The organism is Streptomyces sp. NBC_00433 (assembly GCA_036015235.1).
Taxonomy (GTDB): domain Bacteria; phylum Actinomycetota; class Actinomycetes; order Streptomycetales; family Streptomycetaceae; genus Actinacidiphila.
On record CP107926.1, the window covers coordinates 6,578,016 to 6,602,186 of the forward strand.

The following is a 24,171-nucleotide window of genomic DNA, read 5'->3' on the forward strand; positions in this document are numbered from 1 at the left end:
GGCTGGTCCGGTGACGCACCCGACACCGAAGCAGCCGAGCGCGAACCGCCAGGCGCCGCAGCCCTCGTATCTCAGGCACCCGCACCCGCACGGCGACGTGATCGCCTTCACCGCGGAGGACGACGTGTGGGTCGCGCCGCTGGACGGCGGCCGGGCCTGGCGGGTCAGCGCGGACAACATGCCCGTCGGGCGGCCGCGGGTGGCGCCGGGCGGCGACACGGTCGCGTGGACGTCGACCAGGGACGGTGCGCCCGAGGTGCATGTTGCGCCGCTGGACGGCGGCCCGTCGCGGCGGCTGACGTACTGGGGCGACGCGCGTACCGCGGTGCGCGCCTGGGCGCCGGACGGCGCGCTGGTGGCGACCACCGGGCACGGCGCGGTGTCCGCGCGCCGCCCCTGGGCGCGCACGGTCCCGCTGGACGGCGGGCAGGGCGCCAGGCTGCCGTACGGCCCGGTGGGCGACCTGGCGTACGGACCCGGCGGCGCGGTGCTGCTGGTGTCGGTGCCGATGGGGCGCGAGGCGGCGTATTGGAAGCGCTACCGCGGCGGCACCGCGGGCAAGCTGTGGCTCGACGCGGACGGCAGCGGCGACTTCGGCCGGGTGCACACCGGCCTCGACGGCAATATCGAGTGCCCGATGTGGGTCGGCGACCGGATCGCCTTCCTCTCCGACCACGAGGGCGTCGGCGCGCTCTACTCCAGCCTCCCCGACGGTACGGACCTGCGCAGGCACAGCGGTCTGGACGGTTTCTACGCCCGGCAGGCGGGTACGGACGGCGTCCGGGTGGCCTGGACCTCGGGCGGGCGGCTGTTCCTGCTCGACGACCTGGCGGACGCCGAGCCGCGCCCGCTGGAGATCGCCCTGGGCGGCCAGCGCGCCGACCTCCAGCCGCACCCCGTGCGCGCCGCCCACCACCTCGGGGACGCCCGCCCCGACCACACCGGGCGGGGCAGCGCGGTGGAGGTCCGCGGCACCACCCACTGGGTCACCCACCGCGGCGGCCCGGCCCGTGCGCTGGCCGCGCAGCCCGGGGTGCGCACCCGGCTCCCGCGGGTCTTCGCGCCCGGCGGCGCGGACGGCGAGCAGCACGTGGTGTGGGTGACCGACGCGGACGGCGGCGAGGACGCGCTGGAGCTGGCCCCCGCGGTCGGCGTGCCGGCCGGCACCGCGCCGCGGCGGCTGGCGGCCGGGCGGCTCGGCAGGGTGCTGGAGATGGAGGTGTCGCCGGACGGGCACCGTATCGCGGTCGCCTCCCACGACGGCCGGGTGCTGCTGGTGGAGACGCAGACCGGCGCGGTCCGCGAGGTCGCCGCGAGCGACGCGGGCGACGCCACCGGGCTGACCTTCTCGCCGGACTCCGCGTGGCTGGCCTGGTCGGCGCCGGGCCCCGGCAGCCTGCGGCAGCTGAAACTGGCCGCCACCGCCGACCTCGCGGTCACCGACGCGACCCCGCTGCGCTTCAACGACTACGCCCCGGCCTTCACCGCCGACGGCCGCCATCTGGCGTTCCTGTCCGAGCGGGCCTTCGACCCGGTCTACGACGCGCATGTCTTCGACCTGTCCTTCGCCAACGCGGGCCGCCCCTACCTGATCACGCTGGCCGCGACGACCCCGTCGCCCTTCGGGCCGCAGCGGCACGGCAGGCCGTACGAGCCGGACGAGGACGAGCAGGACGGCGGCGGGAAGGGCGAGGAGGACAAGAACCGCGACAAGGGCGACGGCGACGCGAAGAGCGAAGGGCCGCGCACCCCCGCCACCCGGGTCGACGCCGAGGGTCTTGCCGACCGGATCGTGCCCTTCCCGGTCGAGGCGGGCCGCTACTCGGGGCTGCGCGCGGCCAAGGGCGGTGTGCTGTGGCTGCGCCACCCGCTGGTCGGCACGCTCGGCTCGGCCCTTGCCACGCCGGAGGCGCAGCCGCCCGGCACCCTGCTCGAACGCTACGACCTGGTGCAGCTGCGCAAGGAGGAGCTGGCCGAGGACGCCGACGACTTCGCGGTCACCGGCGACGGCACGAAGGTGCTGCTGACCGACGGCAGCCGGCTGCGGGTGGTGCCCGCGGACAGCAAGGCCGACGCGGACGACGAGTCCGGCAGCTCGGTCACCGTGGACCTGTCGCGGATCCGGCTGACCGTGCAGCCGCAGGACGAGTGGCGGCAGATGTTCGCCGAGACCCACCGGCTGGCCAGGGACAACTTCTGGCGGGCCGACATGGGCGGCCTGGACTGGGACGGCGTCGCCGAGCGCTACCGCCCGCTGCTGGACCGGATCGCCACCCACGACGACCTGGTCGACCTGCTGTGGGAGCTGCACGGCGAGCTGGGCACCTCGCACGCCTACGTCGTGCCGCCCGGCGGCTACCGCGACCCGCTGCACCGGCAGGGGCTGCTCGGCGCGGACCTGTCGCGCACCGGCGACGGGCGCTGGCGGGTCGACCGGGTGCTGCCCGGCGAGTCCTCCGACCCGCAGGCCCGCTCGCCGCTGTCGGCTCCGGGTGTCGCGGTACGCGCCGGGGATGTGCTGCTGGCCGTCGACGGCCGCCCGGTGGACCCGGTGGCGGGTCCGGGGCCGCTGCTGGTCGGCACCGCGGGCAAGCCGGTGGAGCTGTCGGTGGCCGCCGAGTCGGGCGGGCCTGTCCGGCATGTGGTGGCGGTGCCGCTCGACGGCGAGGAGGCGCTGCGCTACCACGACTGGGTCGCGGGGCGGCGCGCCCATGTGCACGAGGTGTCCGGCGGGCGGCTGGGCTATCTGCACGTGCCCGACATGGTCGGCAGCGGCTGGGCGCAGCTGCACCGCGACCTGCGGGTCGAGGTGGCGCGCGAGGGCCTGGTGGTGGACCTGCGGGAGAACCGCGGCGGCCACACCTCGCAGCTGGTCGTGGAGAAGCTGGCCCGCCGGATCGTCGGCTGGGACCTGCCGCGCGGCGGCCACCCGATCAGCTACCCGCAGGACGCCCCGCGCGGGCCGGTCGTCGCCGTGGCCGACGAGCTCTCCGGCTCCGACGGCGACGTGGTGAATGCGGCGATCCGGGCGCTGGGCATCGGCCCGGTCGTCGGCACCCGCACCTGGGGCGGTGTGATCGGCATCGACAGCCGCTACCAGCTGGTCGACGGCACCGCGGTCACCCAGCCCAAGTTCGCCTTCTGGCTGGAGGGCTACGGCTGGGACGTGGAGAACCACGGCGTCGACCCGGACGTGGAGGTGGTCTGCGCCCCGCAGCAGTGGGCCGCGGGCGAGGACCCCCAGCTGGACAAGGCCGTCTCGCTGGCACTGGCCGCCCTGGAGACCTCCCCCGCCAAGACGCCGCCGTCCCTGCCGCCGCTCCGGTAGGACCGAGCCGCGCCCTGCCGCCGCTGCCCCGGAGCCGCGCCCGCGCCCTTGCGAGGGTGCGGGCGGGCGGCCGGTAGCATGCGAAGCCCCCGTACGCCCCCGAGAAGGGAGCCCCGCCATGGCGGGAGAGCCCCAGGCCGACTGCCTGTTCTGCAAGATCGTCGCGGGGGAGATCCCCGCGACGATCGTCCGCGAGACGCCGACCACGCTCGCCTTCCGCGACATCAACCCGCAGGCGCCCACGCATGTGCTGGTCATCCCGCGGGTGCACTATCCCGATGTCGCGACCCTGGCGGCGGGCGACCCCGGTGCGGTCGTGGACGTGGTGCGGGAGGCCGGCGAGGTGGCGGCGCAGGAGAAGGTCGAAGGGACCGGCTACCGGGTCGTCTTCAACACCGGCCCGGGAGCCGGCCAGACCGTCTTCCACGCCCACGCCCATGTGCTGGGCGGCCGCGACCTCCAGCGGCTGGTCTGAGGCGGCCACGCCGCCGTCCACCGGTGCCCGCACGCGAACTCGTCGTCCTCGGCACCGCCAGCCAGGTCCCGACCCGGCAGCGCAACCACAACGGCTATGTGCTGCGCTGGGACGGCGAGGGCATCCTCTTCGACCCCGGCGAGGGCAGCCAGCGCCAGATGCTGCACGCCGGGGTGTCCGCGCACAACCTGACGCGGATCTGCGTCACACATTTCCACGGCGACCACTCCCTCGGCCTTGCCGGGGTGATCCAGCGGATCAACCTCGACCGGGTGCCGCACCCGATCACCGCCCACTACCCGGCGAGCGGGCAGCGCTACTTCGACCGGCTGCGCCATGCCACCGCCTACCGGGAGACCGCCGACCTGCGCGAGGAGCCGGTCACCGGCGACGGAGTGCTGGCCGTGACCGCGGACTTCACCCTCGAAGCGCGCCTGCTCTCCCACCCGGTCGAGTCGTACGGCTACCGGCTGACCGAACCCGACGGCCGCCGGATGCTGCCCGCCCGGCTGGCCGAGCACGGCATCGCCGGACCCGACATCGGCCGCCTCCAGCGCGAGGGCGCACTGAACGGCGTCACCCTTGCCGAGGTCAGCGAGCCGCGCCGGGGGCAGCGCTTCGCCTTCGTCATGGACACCCGGCTCTGCGAGGCCGTGCCGCAACTGGCCGAGGGCTGCGACCTGCTGGTGATCGAGTCGACCTTCCAGGACCAGGACGCGGCAATTGCCGAGGAATACGGTCACCTGACCGCGGGCCAGGCCGCGGCGGTGGCCCGCGACGCGGGTGTGCGCCACCTGGTGCTGACGCACTTCTCGCAGCGCTACACCGAGCCCGGGGGCTTCGAGGCGCAGGCTAGGGCGGCGGGCTTCACCGGCGCCCTGACCATTGCCGAGGATCTGACCCGGGTCCCGGTGCCCGGCCGCCGCTGAGCCCGGGACCCGCCCGCGCGGCTACGGCAGGAAGTACATCGGGTTGGGCAGCTTGACGGACTTGTCCGCGTAACCGCCCGACAGGTCGCTGTACTGGTCGCCGAAGTTGCCGATGATGTCGTAGCCCAGCGACTCGATGTGCGCCCGGGTGCCGGACTTGTACTGGATGGTGGTGCAGGTCGAGCCGCAGCTCAGGTAGGCCGGCGGGTTCGCTTTGTTCTTCAGGTAGAGGTGCGCGGTGTCGGGCGCGGGCTTGTAGCCGACCGCGGTCAGGTTGCGTACGGTGTCCGCGCGCTGGGCCTCGGGGCGGCCGGTGATCCAGAAGACCGTGACGCCCTGGTCCGCCGCCCAGTTGGCGAGGGTGTCCATGCCGAAGACCGCCGGCATGTTCTTGTTGTCCAGGTAGGCCTGGTTGCTGGCCGGGGTGTAGTTGAAGCCCACTTCCAGCTCGTAGTTGTACGTGAGCACGCTGGTGTCGTCGACGTCCAGCACGATCGCGGGCTTGCTGTGGCTGCCGTGCTTGCCGTGGCCGCGCAGCTCGTGCGCCAGGTCGGACTTGGCCTTGGCCTCGATGCCGGCCAACTGGCGGGCGTAGCTGCTGTCCGCCGACGCGAAGTGCTCGCCCGAGGCGTCGACGGTGTCGCCGTAGTAGGCCTTGATCTCGTTCACCACGTCGGTGAGGTTGGGGATCTCCTTGTCGCTGCGCGGCACCGAGTTGTCCGCGGTGGCGGCGCCTACGCCGTAGAAGGTGGCTCCCAGGGTGGCCGCGGCAGCGGCCAGCGCCAGCGAACGGCGGGACAGACGGGCACGGGGCATGACGGTGCTCCTTCAACGCTGGTTGGTGCGGCGAAAGTTAGACCCCCTGATCCAGGCAGGTCAAGGAAGGTCTACGCGCGTATCGTCACATCGCAGGTCAGAAGCTGTTTCCTTGGTGTTTCACCGGAGTTCGCCCCGGCGTCACCAACCGGCCGCGTCGAGGATGCGCGAGGCGGCCGCCGGCGAGTCCACCAGCGGATGCAGCGCCAGCGCCCGCAGCGCGGAGCGCCGCGACCCCGTCGCCGCCGCCTCGATCGCCGCCCGCTCCACCGACTTGACCGCCAGCATCAGCCCCGCCTGGTGCTCGTCGGGCGCCGCCGCAGGCGCCACCGGCCGCGCCCCGAAGGCGCCCACCTCGCAGGGCACTTCCACCACCGCTTCGGCGTCCAGGAAGGGCAGCGCCCCGCCGGACGGCACGTTGAGGATCAGCACCGTCCGCTCGTCCCGCGCGATGGCCCGCATCAGCGCGAGCGCCACCCGGTCGTAGCCGCCGCCGTCCAGGTCGTGCGGGTCGCGCTGCCAACCGCCGCTCGCCGCGCGGCTGTCGGCCCCGTAGGTCTCCTCCCGCTCCCGCCTGGCGCCCTGCCACAGCTCGTACGCCCGGGAGGGCTCGCGGTCGGCCGCCGCGAAGAAGGCGCCCTGCTGGCGGTCGAGGTATTCGCCCCTGGTGGACTCGGCGGCCCGCACCGCGGCCAGCGTCTCGCGGCGGAAGTAGTAGTAGTGCAGGTACTCGTTCGGCAGCGAGCCGAGCGCCGCGAGCCATTCCGCGCCGAAGAGCCGGCCCTCCTCGAAGGTGCCCAGCGCCGCCGGGTCCGCCAGCAGCCCCGGCAGCAGGTCGCGCCCGGCCACCGTGAGGCGGCGCAGCCAGCCCAGGTGGTTCAGGCCCACGTAGTCGTAGCCGAAGTCCGGCGCGTCCGGGTCGGCGCCCGCCGCCCGCGCCGCCCGCCGCACCAGGCCCACCGGCGAGTCGCAGATGCCGATCACCCGCGGGCCGAGCACCCGGGACATCGCCTCGGTGACCATGCCCGCCGGATTGGTGAAGTTGATCACCCAGGCGTCCGGCGCCAGCGCCCGTACGCGCTCGGCGACACGCACCGCGACCGGCAGCGTCCGCAGCCCGTAGAGCACCCCGCCGGCGCCCACCGTCTCCTGCCCGAGCACCCCCTCGGCCAGCGGCAGCCGCTCGTCGCGCACCCGGCCCGCCGTACCGCCGACCCTGATCGCGGAGAAGACGAAGTCCGCGCCGCGCACCGCGTCGTCCAGGCCGTCCGCGAGCCTCACCGCGGGTCCGCCCGCGCCCGACCCCGCGAGCACCGCGGCCACCACCCGCAGCCGCAGCGGGTCCTCGTCGTAGAGGACCACCTCGGTGATCAGCGGGTCGCCGGCCAGCGCCCGGTGCACCAGCGGCACCCGGAAGCCGCCACCGCCGAGAATCGTGAGCTTCACCCGCACTCCGTCCTCCGGGCCCACCCGCCTTGCGGGCGTGCGACGCCATTTGTCAGACCGGACCCGGCGTCCTCGTCACTGTCAGTGCTGTCGTGCACAGTGTGTCCCATGGACGACCAGCCCGTTCTCGACCCGCTCCGCGCGGTGCGCACCCCGGGGGACCCGGCGACCGACGTGTATCTCACCGGCACCGTCTTCCTCGACATCATCTTCACCGGCCTCGACAGCGCGCCCGTGCGGGGCACCGAGTCCTGGGCGCGCGGCATGGGGTCGAGCCCCGGCGGGGTGGCCAACATGGCGACCGCCCTCGCCCGCCTCGGCCTGCACACCACCCTGGCCGCGGCCTTCGGCGACGACATGTACGGCGACTACTGCTGGGACAGCCTCTCCGCGGGCGAGGGCATCGACCTGGGGCCCTCCCGCCGCATCCCCGGCTGGCACTCCCCGGTGACCGTCTCGATGGCCTACGAGGGCGAGCGGACCATGGTCAGCCACGGCCACCGGGCGCCGCCGGCCGAGGAGGCCCTGCCAGCCTGCCCGCCGCCCGCAAGGGCCGCCGTCGCCTCGCTCGGCCAGCGCGAGCGGGCCTCCGACGAGGCGCCGGCGCCCGACCCCGACCGGGAGTGGATCGCGAAGGCCGCCGCGAACGGCACCAAGGTCTTCGCCGACGTCGGCTGGGACGACACCGGCCGCTGGGACCCGGGCGACCTCGACGGCCTCGCCCATTGCGCGGCCTTCCTGCCCAATGCGGCGGAGGCCATGCGCTACACCCGCACCGCCACCCCGGCGGCAGCCGCCCGCAAGCTCGCCGAGCTGGTCCCGCTGGCCGTGGTCACCCTCGGCGCCGAGGGCGCCGTCGCGGTGGACTCGGGCAGCGGCGAGACCGCCGAGGTGCCCGCGCTGATCGTGGACGCCCTGGACCCCACCGGCGCCGGGGACGTCTTCGTCGCCGGCTTCGTCACCGGCACCCTGGCAGGCTGGCCGCTCCCCGACCGGCTCGCCTTCGGCTCGCTGTGCGCGGCGCTTTCCGTGCAGGAATTCGGCGGCTCGCTGTCCGCGCCCGGCTGGATCGAGGTCGCCGCCTGGTGGACGCGGGCCAAGGCGGCGGCAGGCACCCCGCCCGAGGCCCTGCGCAGATACGCCTTCCTCGACGCCCTGATCCCGCCGGCCCCGCGCCGCTGGCCGCTGCCGCGCGCGGTGCCCACCATCGGCTTCCGCCGCCCGTGAGGCGCCCGTGGGTCGGGGCGCAGGGCAGGGCCCCGGCCACAACGGCAAATCCCCTCGGCCGCCGACGTCCCACGTCGTAGGCTTGGTAATCCAAGGCCCGATCGGGCTCCTCGATCAGCAGAAAGCGGGATGAGCAGGCCTTAGCGCCGGCCCATGACTCAGACACCGGCAAAGCAGCAGCCGCAGCCGCCGCAGGCGCGCGCCCACTTCGTCGTACCGGCCAAGCACCCCATGGTGACCGTCCTGGGGTCTGGCGACGCTCTCCTCCGCGTGATCGAGCAGGCCTTCCCGGCTGTCGACATCCACGTGCGGGGCAACGAGGTCAGTGCGGTCGGCGAGGCAGACGAGGTGGCACTCGTCCAGCGGCTGTTCGACGAGATGATGCTGGTGCTCCGCACCGGCCAGCCCATGTCGGAGGACGCCGTCGAGCGCTCCATCGCCATGCTCAGGGCCAACGGAAGCGCCGCGGACGAGGACGCCGAGACACCCGCCCAGGTGCTCACGCAGAACATCCTGTCAAGCCGCGGCCGCACCATCCGCCCCAAGACGCTCAACCAGAAGCGGTACGTCGACGCGATCGACCGCCACACCATCGTCTTCGGCATCGGCCCCGCCGGTACGGGCAAGACGTATCTGGCGATGGCCAAGGCGGTCCAGGCCCTGCAGTCCAAGCAGGTCAACCGGATCATCCTGACCCGCCCCGCGGTCGAGGCCGGCGAGCGCCTGGGCTTCCTGCCCGGCACCCTCTACGAGAAGATCGACCCGTATCTGCGCCCGCTCTACGACGCGCTGCACGACATGCTCGACCCGGACTCGATCCCCCGCCTGATGGCGGCCGGCACCATCGAGGTCGCCCCGCTGGCGTACATGCGCGGCAGGGCGCAGCCGGTCTTCACCAAGGTGCTGACGCCCTCCGGTTTCCGACCGATCGGCGAGCTTCAGGTCGGTGACCTGGCCATCGGGTCGAACGGCGAACCGACCCCGGTGCTTGGTGTGTACCCACAGGGCGAGAAGGACATCTACCGGGTCACAGCGCAGGACGGGTCGTCGACGCTGTGCTGCGGTGAGCACCTGTGGACGGTGAGGACCGCCGCTGACCGGCGCCGCGACAAGCCGTGGCGCGTTCTTGAGACCAAGGAGATGATCGGCAACCTCCGGGCCGCCCACGCACGGCGGTACGAGCTGCCTCTGCTCACAGCCCCGGTGTGCCTTCCCGCGCAGGAGGTCCCGATGGACCCCTATGCGCTCGGTCTGCTGCTCGGCGACGGCTGTCTCACCGGATCGACCACGCCGTCGTTCTCCCCTGGGGACCTTGAGTTGATCCCGGCACTGGAAGCGGCGCTTCCCGGCGTCAAGGCGACCTCAAGAGGCCGGGTCGACCACACCCTGAACCGGGTACGCGCGGTCGGCGACGTCGTCACGCTGGAGAATCCGGTCACGGCCGCTCTGCGGACACTGGACCTGCTCGGCAACAGGTCGCACGCGAAGTTCGTCCCCGACGTCTACCTGCAGAATTCCGCCGAGGTCAGGCTGGCCGTGCTCCAGGGCCTGCTGGATGCCGACGGTGGCCCGGCCGTCCAGGACGGCCGTACGTGCCGCGTGCAGTACACGACCACATCGGTCCTGCTTCGGGACGACGTGGTGGCGCTCGTCCAGTCCCTCGGCGGCGTTGCTTACACCGGGCGCCGGGCCGCGGAGGGTCGCACCCCGGGCCGGGTGAACGGACGCGACGTGCACCACCGTTACGACGCCCATGTCCTCGACATCCGGTTGCCCGAGGGTGTCGAGCCCTTCCGTCTGGCCCGCAAGCGCGCCTCGTACCACGCGGCCGGCGGCGGCGGCCACCCGATGCGGTTTATCGACAGCATCGAGCCGGCCGGGCGCGAGGAAGCGGTGTGCATCCAGGTCGCGGCAGCCGACTCGCTCTATGTCACCGAGGACTATCTGCTGACGCACAACACGCTCAACGACGCCTTCATCATCCTGGACGAGGCGCAGAACACCAGCGCCGAGCAGATGAAGATGTTCCTGACCAGGCTCGGCTTCGACTCGAAGATCGTCATCACCGGTGACGTGACGCAGGTCGACCTGCCGAACGGCACCAAGAGCGGGCTGCGGCAGGTGCAGGACATCCTCGACGGCGTCGAGGACGTGCACTTCTCCCGGCTCACCAGCACCGACGTGGTGCGCCATAAGCTGGTCGGACGCATCGTGGACGCCTACGAGCGGTATGACAGCGCGGTCGCCGAGGAAGAAAGCGGCAACAGCCGCGGCGGCGCACGGCCCAAGAGAAAGTAACCGACCACATCATCATGGCGATCGACGTCAACAACGAGTCCGGCTGGGAGATCGACGAGCAGGCGGTCCTCGACGCCGCCCGCTACGCGCTCCGGCACATGCGCATCCATCCGCTGTCCGAACTGTCGGTGATCGCCGTGGACGCCGACGCGATGGAGCAGCTGCACGTGCAGTGGATGGATCTGCCGGGCCCCACCGATGTCATGTCCTTCCCGATGGACGAGCTGCGGCCCGGCAAGGAGGACGAGGAGCCCGCGCAGGGGCTGCTCGGTGACATCGTGCTGTGCCCCGAGGTCGCCAAACAGCAGGGGGAGGAGGCGCCGACCGGCCACTCCATGGACGAGGAGCTGCAGCTGCTCACCGTGCACGGCGTCCTCCACCTGCTCGGCTACGACCACGAGGAGCCGGACGACAAGGCCGAGATGTTCGGCCTGCAGAAGGCCATCCTGGACGGGTGGCGGGCCGAGCGCGGCATCGAGGGGCCCTCGCCCGCGCCCACCACCCACTGACGGCGGCGCGCACCGCATGATCGTCTCCGCAGTTCTGCTGGTCATCGTCGCCTGGCTGGCCGCGTGCGCCGAGGCCGCCATCGCCAGGATCTCCCGCTTCCGGGCCGAGGACGCCCTGCGCTCGGGCCGCAAGGGCGCCGCGAACCTGCTGGCCGTGGCCTCCGACCCGACCCGCTATCTCAATGTCGCGCTGCTGGTCAGGGTCGGCTGCGAGACAGCGGCCGCGGTGCTGATCACCGTGGTCTGCGACCGGGGTTTCGACCGTACGTGGCAGGTGCTCGCCGTCGCGATCGGCGTGATGGTGCTGGTGTCCTACGTGGCCGTGGGCGTCTCGCCGCGCACCATCGGCCGCCAGCACCCGATGAACACCGCGACGGCGGCCTCGTACGTCCTGCTGCCGCTGGCCAGGGTGATGGGCCCGGTGCCCGGCCTGCTGATCCTGCTCGGCAATGCGCTGACGCCGGGGAAGGGCTTCAAGCGCGGCCCGTTCGCGAGCGAGGCGGAGCTGCGGGCGATGGTCGACCTCGCCGAGTCCGAGTCGCTGATCGAGGACGACGAGCGCCGTATGGTGCACTCGGTCTTCGAGCTGGGCGACACCATCGTGCGCGAGGTGATGGTGCCGCGGCCGGAACTGGTGATGATCGAGCGCTTCAAGACGATCCGCCAGGCCACCACGCTGGCGCTGCGCAGCGGCTTCTCGCGCATCCCGGTCACCGGTGAGAGCGAGGACGACGTCGTCGGCTTCGTCTACCTCAAGGACCTGGCCCGGCGCACCCACATCAACCGGGAGGCGGAGAGCGACCTGGTCTCCACGCTGATCCGGCCGGCCGCCTTCGTGCCCGACACCAAGAACGCCGGGGACCTGCTGCGGGAGATGCAGCGCGACCGCAACCACGTCGCGGTCGTGGTCGACGAATACGGCGGCACCGCGGGCATCGTCACGATCGAGGACATCCTGGAGGAGATCGTCGGCGAGATCACCGACGAGTACGACCGGGAGACCCCGCCGGTGGAGGAGCTGGGCGGCGGCCGCCACCGGGTCACCGCCCGGCTCGACATCGGCGACCTCGGCGAGCTCTACGGGGTGCTGCTGGACGACGACGACGTCGAGACGGTCGGCGGGCTGCTCGCCAAGTCGCTGGGCCGGGTGCCGATCCCGGGCGCGACGGTGGTGGTGCCGCTGCCCGAGGACGGCTCGGGCGAGCGTGCCACGGTGGCGCTGCGGCTGACCGCGGAGACGCAGGCCGGCCGCCGCAACCGGATCGGCACGGTGCTGGTCGAGCCGCTGGACGCGGCGCAGGCGGCGTCCGAAGGCCGGCTGCCGTCGGACGACGACGAGCTGTAGCGCCGGTTGCCGGACGCGTATTTCCGGACACGGAGAGCTACGCCCGGCGGTACGCCCTATGATCGCGCGTATGAGCGATCAGCAGCCGGCCACCGACCTGCCGGACCCGGAAGACCGCAAGCTCGTCACCCTCGCCCGCTCCGCTCGGGCCCGCAACGGGGTGCCCGAGGGCGCCGCCGTGCGCGACGAGACCGGCAGGACGTATGTGGCCGGCACGGTCGCGCTGGAGTCGCTGCGGCTCAGCGCGCTGCAGACCGCGGTGGCGATGGCGGTGGCCAGCGGCGCGAAGTCGCTGGAGGCGGCCGTGGTGGTCACGGCCGCCGAGGCCGCCGCCGACGCCGACCGGGCCGCGGTGCGCGACCTGGGCGGCGCCGGTGTGCCGGTGGTGGTGGCGGGCCCCGACGGGTCCGTGCGCGGCGTCGTCACCGCGGGCTGAGACCCGCCCGCCTGTCTCACAGCGCGTCGGGGCCGCGCTCGCCGGTCCTGACGCGTACCGCCGTCTCGACCGGCACCGCCCACACCTTGCCGTCGCCGATCTTGCCGGTGCGCGCGGCCTCGACCAGGGCGTCGAGCACCGCGTCGGCCTCCGCGTCCTCGACCAGCACCTCGATGCGGGCCTTGGGGACGAGGTCCACCCGGTATTCGGCGCCGCGGTAGACCTCGGTGTGGCCGCGCTGCCTGCCGAAGCCGCTGGCCTCGGTGACCGTCATGCCCTGCACCCCCATCTCCTGCAGGGCCGTCTTCACGTCGTCCAGCTTGTGCGGCTTGATGACGGCGGTGACCAGCTTCATCCCAGTGGGCTCCTGTCATGGGCGGCATGCGCTGTGGCGTGTACGGCGGCGCCGTGGGACATGCCGTGCGTGAGTACGCCGTGATCGTAGGCGGTCTCCGCGTGCACGGTGAGGTCCAGGCCGGTCCTTTCGTGCTCCTCGCTCGCCCGGAAGCCCATCAGCCTGTCGATGGCCCTGCCGATCCCGTACGTCGTCGCGAAGGCGTACGCCCCCACCGCCGCGACGGCGACGGCCTGCCGGCCCAGTTGCGCGAGGCCGCCGCCGTAGAGCAGGCCCTCGGGTCCGCCGGTCATCGATTCGGTGGCGAGCAGCCCGATCAGCAGGGTGCCGACGACGCCGCCGGCCAGGTGCACACCGACGACGTCCAGCGAGTCGTCCACGCCCCAGCGGAATTTCCAGCTCACCGCGTATGAGCAGAGCACGCCCGCCGCGAGCCCCACGACGGCCGCGCCCGGCACGTCGACACTGCCGCACGACGGGGTGATCGCGACCAGCCCGGCGATCGACCCGGAAGCGGCGCCCAGCGTCGTGGCGTGCCCGTCCCTGCGCTTCTCCACCAGCAGCCAGCCCAGCAGGCCCGCGCAGCCCGCGGTCTGGGTGTTGAGGAAGGCCGCGCCCGCCATGCCGTCGGCGCCGAGCGCGGAACCCGCGTTGAAGCCGAACCAGCCGAACCACAGCAGCCCGGCGCCCAGCAGCACCAGCGGCAGGTTGTGCGGGCGCATCGAGTCCTTGCGGAAGCCCAGCCGCGGCCCGAGCACGATCGCCAGCGCGAGCCCCGAGGCGCCCGAGCACACCTCGACCACCGTGCCGCCCGCGTAGTCCAGCGCGTGCAGTTTCGCGGTGATCCAGCCGCCGTCGGCGAAGACCCAGTGCGCGACGGGGACGTATACGGCCAGCGTCCACACCACCACGAAGACCACCCACGCCCCGAACCGCGCCCGGTCCGCCACCGCGCCGCTGATCAGGGCCGCGGTGATCACCGCGAAGGTCAGCTGGAAGGTCGCGAAGAGCAGCGTGGGGACATGCCCGTGCGTCGAGTCGGGGCCTATGCCGTGCATGCCGAGGTGCTTCAGGTCGCCGATGAGGCCGAGGCCGCCGGCGTCGTGGCCGAAGGCGAGGGTGTAGCCGGCGATCAGCCAGACCATCGTGACCAGCGCGATCGACACGAAGCTCATCATGAGCATGTTGAGCACGCTCTTGCTGCGGACCATGCCGCCGTAGAAGAGCGCGAGGCCCGGTGTCATCAGCAGCACCAGCGCGGTGGCGGCGAGCAGCCAGGCGGTGTCGGCCGCGTTCACGGCCGTCTGGTCGGCGGACAGCAGCAGCACGAGGGGGGTCCCCTTCCACGGGCGGGTAGGGGAAGCGTCACGGGCTCGCGTTACCGTATGTGGGCAGGCGTGTTTCCGCAGTGTTTCGTGTTGCGCGGGCGTTTCGGCACCCTCACCGGGGTGCGTCCTCGGCGCCGGGGCGCCCGACGTCCTCGTACACCCCCGGCATCGGGGAGAATGAGGCGCATGAGCGCTCGTACCCCCTCCGCCGCCGGCCCCGCACACCGGTCCGGCTTCGCCTGCTTCGTCGGCCGCCCCAACGCCGGCAAGTCCACCCTCACGAACGCTCTGGTCGGCCAGAAGGTGGCGATCACCTCCAACCGGCCGCAGACGACCAGGCACACCGTACGGGGCATCGTGCACCGCCCGGAAGCCCAGCTCGTGCTGGTCGACACCCCCGGGCTGCACAAGCCCCGCACGCTGCTCGGCGAGCGGCTCAACGACGTGGTGCGCAGCACCTGGGCCGAGGTCGACGTGATCGGCTTCTGCCTGCCCGCCGACCAGAAGCTCGGCCCCGGCGACACCTTCATCGCGCGCGAGCTGGCCGGGATCCGCAGGACACCGAAGGTCGCGGTCGTCACCAAGACCGACCTGGTCGACTCCAAGGCCCTCGCCCAGCAGCTGCTCGCGGTCGACAAGCTCAGCCGCGACCTGGACTTCGAGTGGGCCGAGATCGTGCCGGTCTCCGCGGTCGCCGGCGAACAGGTCGGCCTGCTCGCCGACCTCCTCGTCCCGCTGCTCCCCGAGGGCCCCCTGCTCTACCCCGAGGGCGACCTCACCGACGAGCCCGAGCAGATCATGGTCGCCGAGCTGATCCGCGAGGCGGCGCTGGAAGGCGTACGCGACGAGCTGCCGCACTCGATCGCCGTCGTCGTCGAGGAGATGCTCCCCCGCGAGGGCCGCCCCGCCGACCGCCCGCTGCTCGACATCCACGCCAACCTCTACATCGAGCGCCCCTCCCAGAAGGGCATCGTCATCGGCCCCAAGGGCGCCCGCCTCAAGGAGGTCGGCGTCAAGTCCCGCCAGCAGATCGAGGCCCTCCTCGGCACACCGGTCTTCCTCGACCTCCATGTGAAGGTCGCCAAGGACTGGCAGCGCGACCCGAAGCAGCTCAGGAAGCTCGGCTTCTAGTCCGCTGGCCTCCGGACCTCAGCCGCGCCCGGCGGTGCGGGCGGTCCGGGAGGGCGCGAGGTAGGGGCTCGGGCCCTTCAAGGTGCGGTGGATCGGGGCCGTCTCCGTCCGGCGGACGCCGGGGATGGCCGCCACCGGCCCGGTGAGGTAGCGGTAGAGCGCCCGCGCGTCGCGGCACAGCAGCGACGCGTAGACGTTCGCCGTCCCCGTCGTGGCCGCGGCGAAGGCCACCTCCTCGTGCGCGGCCAGCGCCTGCCCCGCCGCCGCCAGGCTGGCCGGCTCGACCTCGAGCAGCATCGCCGTGCGCATCTCGGGCGCCAGGACCCCCTGCCCGAAGTCGAGGTCGTAGTAGAGCGCCCCGCTCGCCCGCAGCTCCGCCATCCGGCGCCGTATCGTCGTCTGGGACCACCCGGTGAGCGCGGCCAGCTCCGCCGCGGGGGTGCGCCCGTCGCGGGCGAGCGCGGCGAAGAGCCGCCTGTCCTCCTCCCCGAGCACGACCGGCTCGCCGTCCTGGGTGGCGGGCGGCGGGCGCAGCGCCCGCACCTGCTCGGGCGTCAGCGGCCCGGTCCTGCTCACCGGGCTTCGCTCGTGGCCGAAGAAGACGTGCAGCATCGCGTGCGCGGTGACCTGCACCACCCGCGGCGTCTGCGGCAGCTTCTGCAGCAGCAGCGCGTCGGAGTCCGTGTCGGGTCCCGAGGCGTAGGTGAAGCAGCAGATCTCGGTGCCGCCGGACAGCAGGCTCACCCACCGGGTGTCGGTGCGCCGGGCCAGCGCCTCGCCGATCGACGCGGCGGCGTCCGGGGTGCACCGCACCCGTACGAACCACGGCGTCAGCCCGATCCGCAGCGGGTCGCTGAGCCCGAGCACCCGCAGGCCCGAGGTCTCGCGCAGCCGGGCGTAGCGGCGGGCGACGGTCTGGTCGGAGACGCCGAGCACCTCGCCGATCCGCCGGAAGGACGCCCGGCCGTCGAGCTGCAGCGCCTGCGCCACCTGCTGGTCGAGCAGGTCGAGAAGGGCCAGCGGCATCATCGACGTGTCGGATTGCATCCCCACAGCCTAGGACGTGTCGGATTCCGCCGTGAAAGCCCCATCGGCTGTGGGGTGGCGGAGCCGTGCCCCAGCCTGGGACAGTCATCGCCGCACCACCGCACCGCACCGCATGAAACGGAGTCCACCCGATGCGCAAATGGCTGCCCCTGGTGACGATCTGCCTGGGGGCCTTCATCCTCCTGGTCGACGTCACGATCGTGAACGTCGCTCTGCCGAGCATGGCGTCGGACCTCGACGCACCCTTCTCCGCCCTGCAATGGGTCATCGACGGCTACGCCCTCGCGCTCGCCGCGCTGCTGCTGGTCGCGGGCTCGCTCGGCGACCTGTTCGGCCACCGGCGGCTGTACGTGGCCGGCCTCGCCGTCTTCGCCCTGGCCTCGCTGGGCGCGGCGCTGTCACCGAACGCCGCCGTGCTGATCACCGCGCGTGCGGTGCAGGGGGTCGGCGGGGCGGCGATGTTCGCCACCTCGGCCGCGCTGGTCGCGGCGACCTATCGGGGCCGCGACCGCGGGGTCGCCTTCGGCGTGTGGGGCGCGGTCAACGGCGCCGCGGCGGCGGCCGGGCCGATCGTGGGCGGCCTGCTCACCCAGGGCTTCGGCTGGCAGGCCATCTTCCTGGTCAACCTGCCGATCGCCGCGGTCGCGATAGCGATCGCCATGCGCTCCCTGCCCGCCGCGGGCGAGCGCGGCACGGGCCGGCTCGACCTGCCGGGCGCCGCCGCCTTCACGCTGGCCGCCGGCGCGCTGACGTACGCCCTGATCCGCGGCGGCGACGACGGCTGGACGGACACGCTGGCGCTGACCGCCTTCGCGGTGGCCGCGGTCGCGGCGGTCGCCTTCGTCCTCATCGAGGCCCGCTCCGACCATCCGATGATCGAGCTGGCGCTGCTGCGCCGCCCGGTCTTCAGCGGCCTGCTCGGGGGCGCCCTGATCTACCAGGCGGCGGCCTTCAGCGGCCTGGTCTACTTCTCCCTCTGGCTGCAGGACGTCCTCCACCTCAGCCCGATCCGCGGCGGCCTGGCCCTGATGCCGATGGCGGGCACCGCCTTCATCGTCGCCGCGGCGGCCGGGCGGCACATGCACCGCTTCCCCGCGCGCGTGCCGATCGGCGGCGGCCTGTTCATCATCGGCCTGGGCTGCGGCCTGCTGGCGCTGACCGTGCACACCTCCTCGGGGCAGGCCTCGATCTTCGCGGGCCTCGCGGTGATCGGCGTCGGCGTCGGCTTCACCACGCCCGTCCTCGTCTCGGCCGCCGTCGACGCGGTCCCGCCGGACCGCGCGGGCATGGCGGGCGGCGCGGTCAACACGGCACGCCAGCTCGGCATGACGCTCGGTATCGCGCTCTTCGGCGCGGTCTTCACCGCCCGGCTGCGCAGCGTCACCGCCCACGGCGGCAGCCCGCACGCGGCATACGCGTCCGGCCTCGACCGCATCTCCCTCTACGCGGCCGCCGCGGGCCTGGCGGGCGCGATCGCCGTCTTCACCCTGGTCCGCCCGCCCCGCAAGGCGGACCAGGCCCCGTCCGACGCCCCCGCCCCGGCGGCGGCGACCCGCTGACCGGTAGGCACGGCTGACCCCTCCGACGCCGGGCCGGTATGCCGGCGACCGCCCATATGCTGAGCCCGGCGAAGGGGTGGGACATGGCAAGGCGCAGGGGGAGCGGCCCGGTTTCCGGGCCGCTGGAGATACGGGCCGCCGGTATCGGGTGGCAGCTGTTCAGCCTGGCGTGCAGCTCGCTGGGCGTGCTCAGGCTGGCCTTCGACCACAACCACTACTTCGCGGTCACGGGATGGGTGCTGCTGGCCCTCCCCGTGGCGAGCGCGGCGCTGCTTGTCGGGCGCCAGGTGCGGCTGCGCGGCCAGGAGCCGCTGCTGCGGATCGACGACGGCGGGATCGCCCTCTTCGACGGCCACACGGTCGGCTGGGGCGAGATCAGCGAGGTCCGCGAGGTCACCAGCGGCACGGGCCTGGCCTTCCTCCCCAAGGGCTCGGCCGAGCTGCCGGCCTTCGCCCCGGTGCTCCTGCCCGCCGGCGCGAAGGGCCTGGCCCGCCGCAGGACCGAGCGCTTCGGCACCCCGCTGGTCATCTATCCGCGGGCGCTGGACACCTCCAAGGAGGCGATCGTCGCCGCGGTCGGCCGCTACGGGATCCCCTATGCGGGCGCCGAGTCCGCCGAGGCCGCCATCACGTAGCGGGCCCTGGGGCATTCGGGCGATCTTCTGGCGATCTGTCCCGATTCTGACCCCCGATTCCGGTGACCGGGGTCACATATTCTTCTCACGTAAAGCGCCCCTCCATTTACTCCCGGTGAATGGAGGGGCGCCCCCTTGTGATCCCCTCCGTATAGCGTGGGTCACATACTAAGCCGCTTAGTGAACCGCACGCCCGGTATCGCACGGAGAATCGGCGCCCGGTGCGCCCACTACGAATGCGAGGCGTAGCGGGGGTCTTTGACCTGCCCTTCCGTCACCTCTAACAATTCAGGGGTCCCGCTACGGAAGAGGTAAATCCCTAATGCAGCTCCCCACGATCCCGAAGAAGCTCCCGTCGTTCGCGAAGTTCAACCAGATGTCGAAGAAGCACAAGATCACGGCGGCCGGCGCAGTTGCCGCAGCCGCGGTCGTGCTGACGGTCACCGGGCTGGAAGCGACCGCAGGAGCCGGTTCGGCGACCGCGGCGGGCGACCCCACCGGGTTCTCCGTCTCCGCCGGTACGCACGCCAAGGAACTCGGCGCGCAGACCGGTATGGCGTCGCAGCACGCCATTCACGACGCCGCACCGCAGACGACGCAGAAGAAGACCGACCTCGCCGAGGCCTCCAAGAAGGCCACGGAGAAGACCACGGAGAAGAAGGCCACGCACAAGGCAGCGCCGAAGAAGGCGGCCGCGGCCGCCGCCGACCGCGCCAAGTCCAAGGCGGCGGCCAACCGCTCCACCCACCGCGCCCCGGTCTCCGTACCGAAGAAGACGCACACCGTCGCCACTCCGAAGAAGGCGGCTCCCGCCCCGAAGAAGGCGACCGTCAAGAAGTACGCGAACAACCTGGACGGTTGGATCAAGCAGTCGCTCGACATCATGCACAAGAAGGGGATTCCCGGTAGCTACGAGGGAATTCACCGCAACATCATCCGTGAGTCCAGCGGTAACCCGAAGGCGATCAACCTGTGGGACATCAACGCCCGCAACGGCATTCCCTCGAAGGGTCTGCTCCAGGTGATCAACCCGACCTTCGACCGTTACCACGTGTCGGGTACGTCCCACAACATCTACGACCCGGTCGCCAACATCACCGCCGCGTGCAACTACGCGGCCGACCGCTACGGCTCGATGGACAACGTGAACTCGGCGTACTGATCGCCCCCGCCTGAGGCCCCTTCCCGGGGCAGGTGAGACGAAGGGCGGCGCGGACCTGCGAAGGCCCGCGCCGCCCTTCGGCGTGCCCGCCCATGCCGCTCAGGGCCGGCAGGTGCTCGAATCCGGCGAGCACAGCCATCCGTCGTTGCCCGGGTGGTCCATGTCGTGAAGGAGGCCGAACAGGCTCGCGACGACGACCAGAGCGAAGACCGCACAGGTGGCGAGGCCGACCCACAGGGCGACCTTCCGCCACGGCAGCGCGCGGGACGCGGACGCACTGGCATCCGCGTCGCGCGACTCGGGCGGCTCGGACCCGCCGGTGTGCCGGCCCGCGTAGCGCGGGCTCACAGCGTGGCCGCGATCGGCTCGGACGTCCCGGTGACATCGAAGTCGCGGGCTTTCCCCGTGGTGTTCAGATGCGCGATGTCGCCCTGTTCCAGAGTGATCCCGAGCGGCCCGAACCCCTGGGACTGCGTCGCGCGGTGCCCGACCTCCGTGTCGGTGCCGTCGAAGGCGTCGGCGCTGTCGCTGAAGTTGCCGGCCGCCTCGTGGAGCCGCCCGGTGATCACCTCGTTCAGTGCCTCCCAGTGGGCGTGCATGTCCTTCAGGCTGCCCACGAAGGCCCAGCCGGCATCCTGCCGCGCGACCTCCCAGCCCGCTTCCTCCGCCGCGCCCGTCGTCGTCCTGATACGGCCCGCGACCCCCTCGCACTCGCCGGCCAGCCGGCGCAGGTAGGACGACGAGACCCCCACGTCCGGGTCGCCGCCCCAGACCGGCGGCGGTGCGACGGGCTTCGGCAGCGGCTCAGGAGAGGGCAGATGCGGCGGCGTCACCGGATCCTGCGGGACCACCGGCGGAGAAGAGGTCGCAGGACCGGGCGCCGAGGTCACGGAATAGGCCGACCGAGGATCGACAGGATGAGTCAAGCTGTCCCCCACCAAGAACACCCCGCTGTCAGCCAGTCACTCTAGCCGCACGCGCCCCGCCGCACACCGCCGCAATTACGCCACATCGCCCGCCAGGGCCGGCGGAACGTGCTTCGCCGGCCCGGGGGCCGTCCGGACGATCCAGGACACCGGCCGCATCAACGAGTGCGACCTTCTCGTCGCCGTGCCAGCGGGCCTGTACCTCGTGGAGATCAAGAGCCACCCGGGCCGGCTCGCCTGGCGGCCGAGCGGGGAGCGGTCAGAGCAGGCCGTTCTGCCTGGCCCAGGCGATGAACTGGCCCTGACGGCAGCCGCGCGGGTAGTACATGCCTGATGTGATCATCGCGTCCACGAGCGACGTGGCGGCGTACGCCGTTGTGTGACCGGCCCGAACAGAGTCCGCGATGATGCGGAGCGAGCCACACACCCGGACCTTGTGCTGCTTGCCGATCCGCCGGGCGTCACTGTCATCGATCACTGCGACAGCGCCGTGCAGGTCTGCCCACGCCAGGACTGTGGCCTCTCCGCCGTCGCGGTGGCCCGGGGCGACGCGCTCGGTCCAGGTGACCAATGTCAGGATTTCGGCGAGCGCGATGCGTTCCTCGGGGTCATCGCCCAGGGCCACGACGTCAAGCCAGTCCAGGCCGTCTGTCGGGAGGTCGTGGCGCTCTAACTCGCCGCGGACCACATCGGTGGTCACGTTTCCTCCCGGCGCAGCGAGGTAGCGCTGCGCGATGTCGCCGAGTATGTCGATCTTGTCCGCCTTGATGGCGTGATGCAGTGGGGACGCATCCCACACGAGGCATGGAGCGGACAGGTCGGCTATGCGTGGAGCCTCCGTCACGGCAGAGGTTCCTCCAGGTTCCGGCTCGGCAGTTGCTCCTCGGTGATTGCACCGTAGAGCAACTCCACTGTCCGTGCGCCGTTGATAACACCCTGCTCCCAGGCGGCAAGGGCGGCCTGCCGCCACATCGTTCCCGTGGTCCCGATCTCCAGGTCGGGAACCGGGGCGCTACCGTGTGCAGCCAGGAAGTCTCCGAGCTGGGGTGTGTCTGCTTTTTGCCGTCGTGCTTCTGTGCCATTGAGTAGGCCCAGTTCACGTGCCCTGTTGACCACGGCGCTCCAGGAGAGCCGGTAGCTTGCTGCCAACCCCAGGAGAGTTGCCCTGGGGCTTTGGCCTTCCGCGGCATGCGACCAGGCGTTGGTCACATCCCGGCTGGGAAGCAGGAACTCTCCGGCGAAGCAGTCGATGCGGTCTTCTTGCTCGCTGCGGCTGGCCGCCACTCCTGCATCGCTGTGGTAGGCGTCCTGGAGAAGGTGATGGCCGAGTTCGTGTGCCGCGGTCCAGCGACGCCGGCCGGGGTCGAGCCTGCCGCTGACGACCGCGACACCGTAACCGTCGCAGAGCAGCGAAGCACCTTCAGCGGCCTCGTCGACGACGGTCAGGAACAGTCCGAGTTGTTCCACGACATCGGCCAGCGGGCCGAGCGGGCCGGAAACCTTTCCCAGCGACCTGCGAGCTGTCTCCGCCAGCGTGACGGGATCGACCTCGGCTTCGCCGCGCAGAAGTGCGGGATCGGGGAGCGGAGGGGTGAGGTGCTGGTGATCGATGAGCCACGAGGCGGCGCGGGCATGCTCCTCCAGCCGGGCATCCAGTCGATACCGGGCCTTGGACGCGTCGTCCGCTGTCTCTTCCAGCGCCGTGCGCCGCGCGACAAGAGCGGCGGGCGGCCGTGACACCAGATGAGCCAATGGGACGCCCAACGCGTTGGCCAGGCGAAACAGCTCCAGCGCCGTGATCCTGCGCTCGCCCGCCTCTATCCGCACGACGGCCGTACGATCCAGCTCCAGCTGCGATGCCAGCTCAGTCTGGTTCAAGCCCGCAGCCAGACGTGCCTCGGCGACTCGCTCGCCTACTTCCGCCCAGCTTTCCACTGTCCCCATGTGTGTGATTCTCGCACAGTGCGCTGGTATAGCGAGATATGCAGCGTGTGTAAGTGCGGCAAGGTCTGCGACGAGTTCGGTTCGGACGAAGGCGTTCCCTGCAGCCTCCTGGCGCGTCCTGCACGGACCGAGGCTCTGAATGGCAGGAGGTGGCATTCAAGCCAACGGCGGCTCCGCGCATGGCGGAGCCGTCCTGCCAGGAGGCGGTCAGATGTGCTGGGCCGCGTAGGAGACGAAGGCCGACCACTCGGCGGGGCCGAATGCGAGCTGCGGGCCCTCGGGGTCCTTGGAGTCGCGTATGTGGATGGTGCCGGGGGAGGCGGCGACCTCGACGCAGTCGGCGCTTTCGTTGCTGCTGTAGCTGCTCTTGAACCAGTGCAACTCGGCAGAGGGCTCGATCGTCATGTCTCTCCCAGGACCTTCTCGATGAACACCAGGGACTCCCGCGGGGTGAGAGCCTGCGCCCGGATAATCCCATACCGAGCTTCCAGCGTCATGATCTCGCTTCGATCGGTGGTCAGGCGGTCGAAGTGCTGGACCGAGACGAGGCCAACGGTCGGGCCGTTCTTCGTGTCCAGCAAGCGGATCTCTCCGCCCATCCCCGCGTGGTCCTCGCGGTCCGTCGGCATCACCTGGATCTCCACGTTCCGCAACTGACCCACCTCCAGAAGCCGTTCGAGCTGCCCTCGCATGACCGCCCTTCCGCCCAGCGGGCGTCGCAGCGTTACCTCCTCCTGGACGAAGCTCAGGATCGGCGCGGGCCAGCGGCTGAAGATGCTCTGCCGCGCCATTCGTGCCGCGACGTATCGCTCGATCGTCTCCTCGTTCAGCAGCGGGCGGCGCATCTGATACAGCGCCCGGGTGTACTCCTCGGTCTGGAGCAGGCCGTGGATGTTGTGGTTGCCGTACGCGCCCATCGAAACGGCGTCGGCTTCCAGCTTCGCCAGGTCGCGGACCTTGCGCGGGTATCGCGCCTGCTCCACGTCGTCCTTGAAGGCACTCGGCATGCCGCCGGCGTCCAGCACTTCGTCGGCCGTGTCGAGGAATGCGGGCTTGGGCGCCCGGCGGCCTCGTTCGACCGAGGAGACATGCTCCTCGCTGTAGCTGATGGCCTGGCCCAGTTCCGCCTGGGTCAACCCGGCCCGCTCGCGCCAGAGTTTGACCTGCCTGCCGACCGTCTTGAGGACGTCGCCCGCGCCGTCCTCCCAGTCCTGGTCGTCCAAGTCGCTGGCCGTCTGCCCTGACACCGTCGTCATCGGGCTCACCTCCGCCGTT

23 protein-coding genes are annotated in these 24,171 nt (G+C 72.0%); 12 read left to right on the forward strand and 11 right to left on the reverse strand.

The features are described from left to right. Positions 1 to 10 precede the first annotated feature (10 nt). The 3 genes from OG900_28020 (at position 11) to OG900_28030 (ending at position 4,732) form a co-directional block, all read left to right on the forward strand. Entirely contained in the window at positions 11 to 3,328 is a 3,318-nt protein-coding gene (locus OG900_28020; protein WUH93577.1) for a PDZ domain-containing protein, read from the forward strand. Positions 3,329 to 3,446: 118 nt separating this feature from the next. Then, positions 3,447 to 3,803: a histidine triad nucleotide-binding protein gene (locus OG900_28025; GenBank protein WUH93578.1), complete on the forward strand. Its 357-nt coding sequence runs from the start codon at positions 3,447 to 3,449 to the stop codon at positions 3,801 to 3,803. 23 nt (positions 3,804 to 3,826) lie between these two features. Next, the gene (locus OG900_28030) at positions 3,827 to 4,732 is read left to right on the forward strand and encodes a ribonuclease Z (GenBank protein ID WUH93579.1); all 906 of its coding nucleotides are present in this window, start codon (positions 3,827 to 3,829) and stop codon (positions 4,730 to 4,732) included. A 21-nt stretch (positions 4,733 to 4,753) separates the two neighbouring features. On the opposite strand, the gene OG900_28035 is transcribed toward OG900_28030, so the two are convergent. Both OG900_28035 and OG900_28040 read right to left on the reverse strand, forming a co-directional pair. Next, positions 4,754 to 5,548 (reverse strand): acid phosphatase, encoded by a 795-nt coding sequence (locus OG900_28035; GenBank protein ID WUH93580.1) that lies wholly within the window; start codon positions 5,546 to 5,548, stop codon positions 4,754 to 4,756. A gap of 141 nt (positions 5,549 to 5,689) precedes the next feature. Next, positions 5,690 to 6,994: a 6-phospho-beta-glucosidase gene (locus tag OG900_28040; GenBank protein ID WUH93581.1), complete on the reverse strand. Its 1,305-nt coding sequence runs from the start codon at positions 6,992 to 6,994 to the stop codon at positions 5,690 to 5,692. A 108-nt stretch (positions 6,995 to 7,102) separates the two neighbouring features. Here OG900_28040 and OG900_28045 point away from each other — a divergent pair, with 108 nt between their 5' ends. The 5 genes from OG900_28045 to OG900_28065 all read left to right on the forward strand — a co-directional run bounded on the left by OG900_28045 (position 7,103) and on the right by OG900_28065 (position 12,809). Further along, a complete protein-coding gene (locus OG900_28045) occupies positions 7,103 to 8,221 on the forward strand; it encodes a PfkB family carbohydrate kinase (protein WUH93582.1) in 1,119 nt (372 codons plus the stop codon). A gap of 153 nt (positions 8,222 to 8,374) precedes the next feature. After that, positions 8,375 to 10,519, forward strand: coding sequence for a PhoH family protein (locus OG900_28050; GenBank protein ID WUH93583.1), 2,145 nt, complete (start codon positions 8,375 to 8,377; stop codon positions 10,517 to 10,519). A 14-nt stretch (positions 10,520 to 10,533) separates the two neighbouring features. Then, entirely contained in the window at positions 10,534 to 11,028 is a 495-nt protein-coding gene (ybeY, locus tag OG900_28055) for an rRNA maturation RNase YbeY (protein WUH93584.1), read from the forward strand. 16 nt (positions 11,029 to 11,044) lie between these two features. After that, complete coding sequence (locus OG900_28060; protein WUH93585.1) at positions 11,045 to 12,373, forward strand: hemolysin family protein; 1,329 nt, start codon at positions 11,045 to 11,047, stop codon at positions 12,371 to 12,373. A gap of 58 nt (positions 12,374 to 12,431) precedes the next feature. After that, positions 12,432 to 12,809 (forward strand): cytidine deaminase, encoded by a 378-nt coding sequence (locus tag OG900_28065; GenBank protein WUH93586.1) that lies wholly within the window; start codon positions 12,432 to 12,434, stop codon positions 12,807 to 12,809. Between the two features lie 16 nt (positions 12,810 to 12,825). Here the strand turns inward: OG900_28065 and OG900_28070 are convergent, their stop codons facing one another. Together OG900_28070 and OG900_28075 are read right to left on the reverse strand one after the other, a co-directional pair. Then, positions 12,826 to 13,164: a P-II family nitrogen regulator gene (locus tag OG900_28070; protein WUH93587.1), complete on the reverse strand. Its 339-nt coding sequence runs from the start codon at positions 13,162 to 13,164 to the stop codon at positions 12,826 to 12,828. After that, positions 13,161 to 14,462: an ammonium transporter gene (locus OG900_28075; GenBank protein WUH95958.1), complete on the reverse strand. Its 1,302-nt coding sequence runs from the start codon at positions 14,460 to 14,462 to the stop codon at positions 13,161 to 13,163. Before OG900_28075 ends, OG900_28070 begins: the two co-directional genes overlap by 4 nt. A 216-nt stretch (positions 14,463 to 14,678) precedes the next feature. On the opposite strand from OG900_28075, the gene era reads away from it, so the two are divergent. Next, entirely contained in the window at positions 14,679 to 15,623 is a 945-nt protein-coding gene (gene era / locus OG900_28080) for a GTPase Era (protein WUH93588.1), read from the forward strand. Between the two features lie 18 nt (positions 15,624 to 15,641). On the opposite strand, the gene OG900_28085 is transcribed toward era, so the two are convergent. Next, a complete protein-coding gene (locus tag OG900_28085) occupies positions 15,642 to 16,670 on the reverse strand; it encodes an AsnC family transcriptional regulator (protein ID WUH93589.1) in 1,029 nt (342 codons plus the stop codon). Between the two features lie 131 nt (positions 16,671 to 16,801). On the opposite strand from OG900_28085, the gene OG900_28090 reads away from it, so the two are divergent. From OG900_28090 to OG900_28100, 3 genes are all read left to right on the forward strand, one after another. Continuing rightward, a complete protein-coding gene (locus OG900_28090; protein WUH93590.1) occupies positions 16,802 to 18,229 on the forward strand; it encodes an MFS transporter in 1,428 nt (475 codons plus the stop codon). Positions 18,230 to 18,312: 83 nt separating this feature from the next. After that, entirely contained in the window at positions 18,313 to 18,864 is a 552-nt protein-coding gene (locus OG900_28095; protein WUH93591.1) for a hypothetical protein, read from the forward strand. Positions 18,865 to 19,186: 322 nt separating this feature from the next. After that, positions 19,187 to 20,026 (forward strand): transglycosylase SLT domain-containing protein, encoded by an 840-nt coding sequence (locus OG900_28100; protein WUH93592.1) that lies wholly within the window; start codon positions 19,187 to 19,189, stop codon positions 20,024 to 20,026. Positions 20,027 to 20,125: 99 nt separating this feature from the next. Here OG900_28100 and OG900_28105 read toward each other — a convergent pair whose 3' ends face one another. The 6 genes from OG900_28105 to OG900_28130 all read right to left on the reverse strand — a co-directional run bounded on the left by OG900_28105 (position 20,126) and on the right by OG900_28130 (position 24,152). Next, positions 20,126 to 20,374 (reverse strand): hypothetical protein, encoded by a 249-nt coding sequence (locus OG900_28105; protein WUH93593.1) that lies wholly within the window; start codon positions 20,372 to 20,374, stop codon positions 20,126 to 20,128. Beyond that, entirely contained in the window at positions 20,371 to 20,859 is a 489-nt protein-coding gene (locus tag OG900_28110; protein WUH93594.1) for a hypothetical protein, read from the reverse strand. The genes OG900_28105 and OG900_28110 overlap by 4 nt, the downstream gene beginning before the upstream one ends. Positions 20,860 to 21,211: 352 nt before the next feature. After that, entirely contained in the window at positions 21,212 to 21,796 is a 585-nt protein-coding gene (locus tag OG900_28115) for a hypothetical protein (GenBank protein WUH93595.1), read from the reverse strand. Next, on the reverse strand, positions 21,793 to 22,896 hold the full coding sequence (locus tag OG900_28120) for an XRE family transcriptional regulator (protein ID WUH93596.1): 1,104 nt from the start codon (positions 22,894 to 22,896) through the stop codon (positions 21,793 to 21,795). The genes OG900_28115 and OG900_28120 overlap by 4 nt, the downstream gene beginning before the upstream one ends. Before the next feature lie 207 nt (positions 22,897 to 23,103). Next, entirely contained in the window at positions 23,104 to 23,301 is a 198-nt protein-coding gene (locus OG900_28125) for a DUF397 domain-containing protein (protein WUH93597.1), read from the reverse strand. Continuing rightward, the gene (locus tag OG900_28130; GenBank protein WUH95959.1) at positions 23,298 to 24,152 is read right to left on the reverse strand and encodes a helix-turn-helix domain-containing protein; all 855 of its coding nucleotides are present in this window, start codon (positions 24,150 to 24,152) and stop codon (positions 23,298 to 23,300) included. The genes OG900_28125 and OG900_28130 overlap by 4 nt, the downstream gene beginning before the upstream one ends. Positions 24,153 to 24,171: the final 19 nt, after the last annotated feature.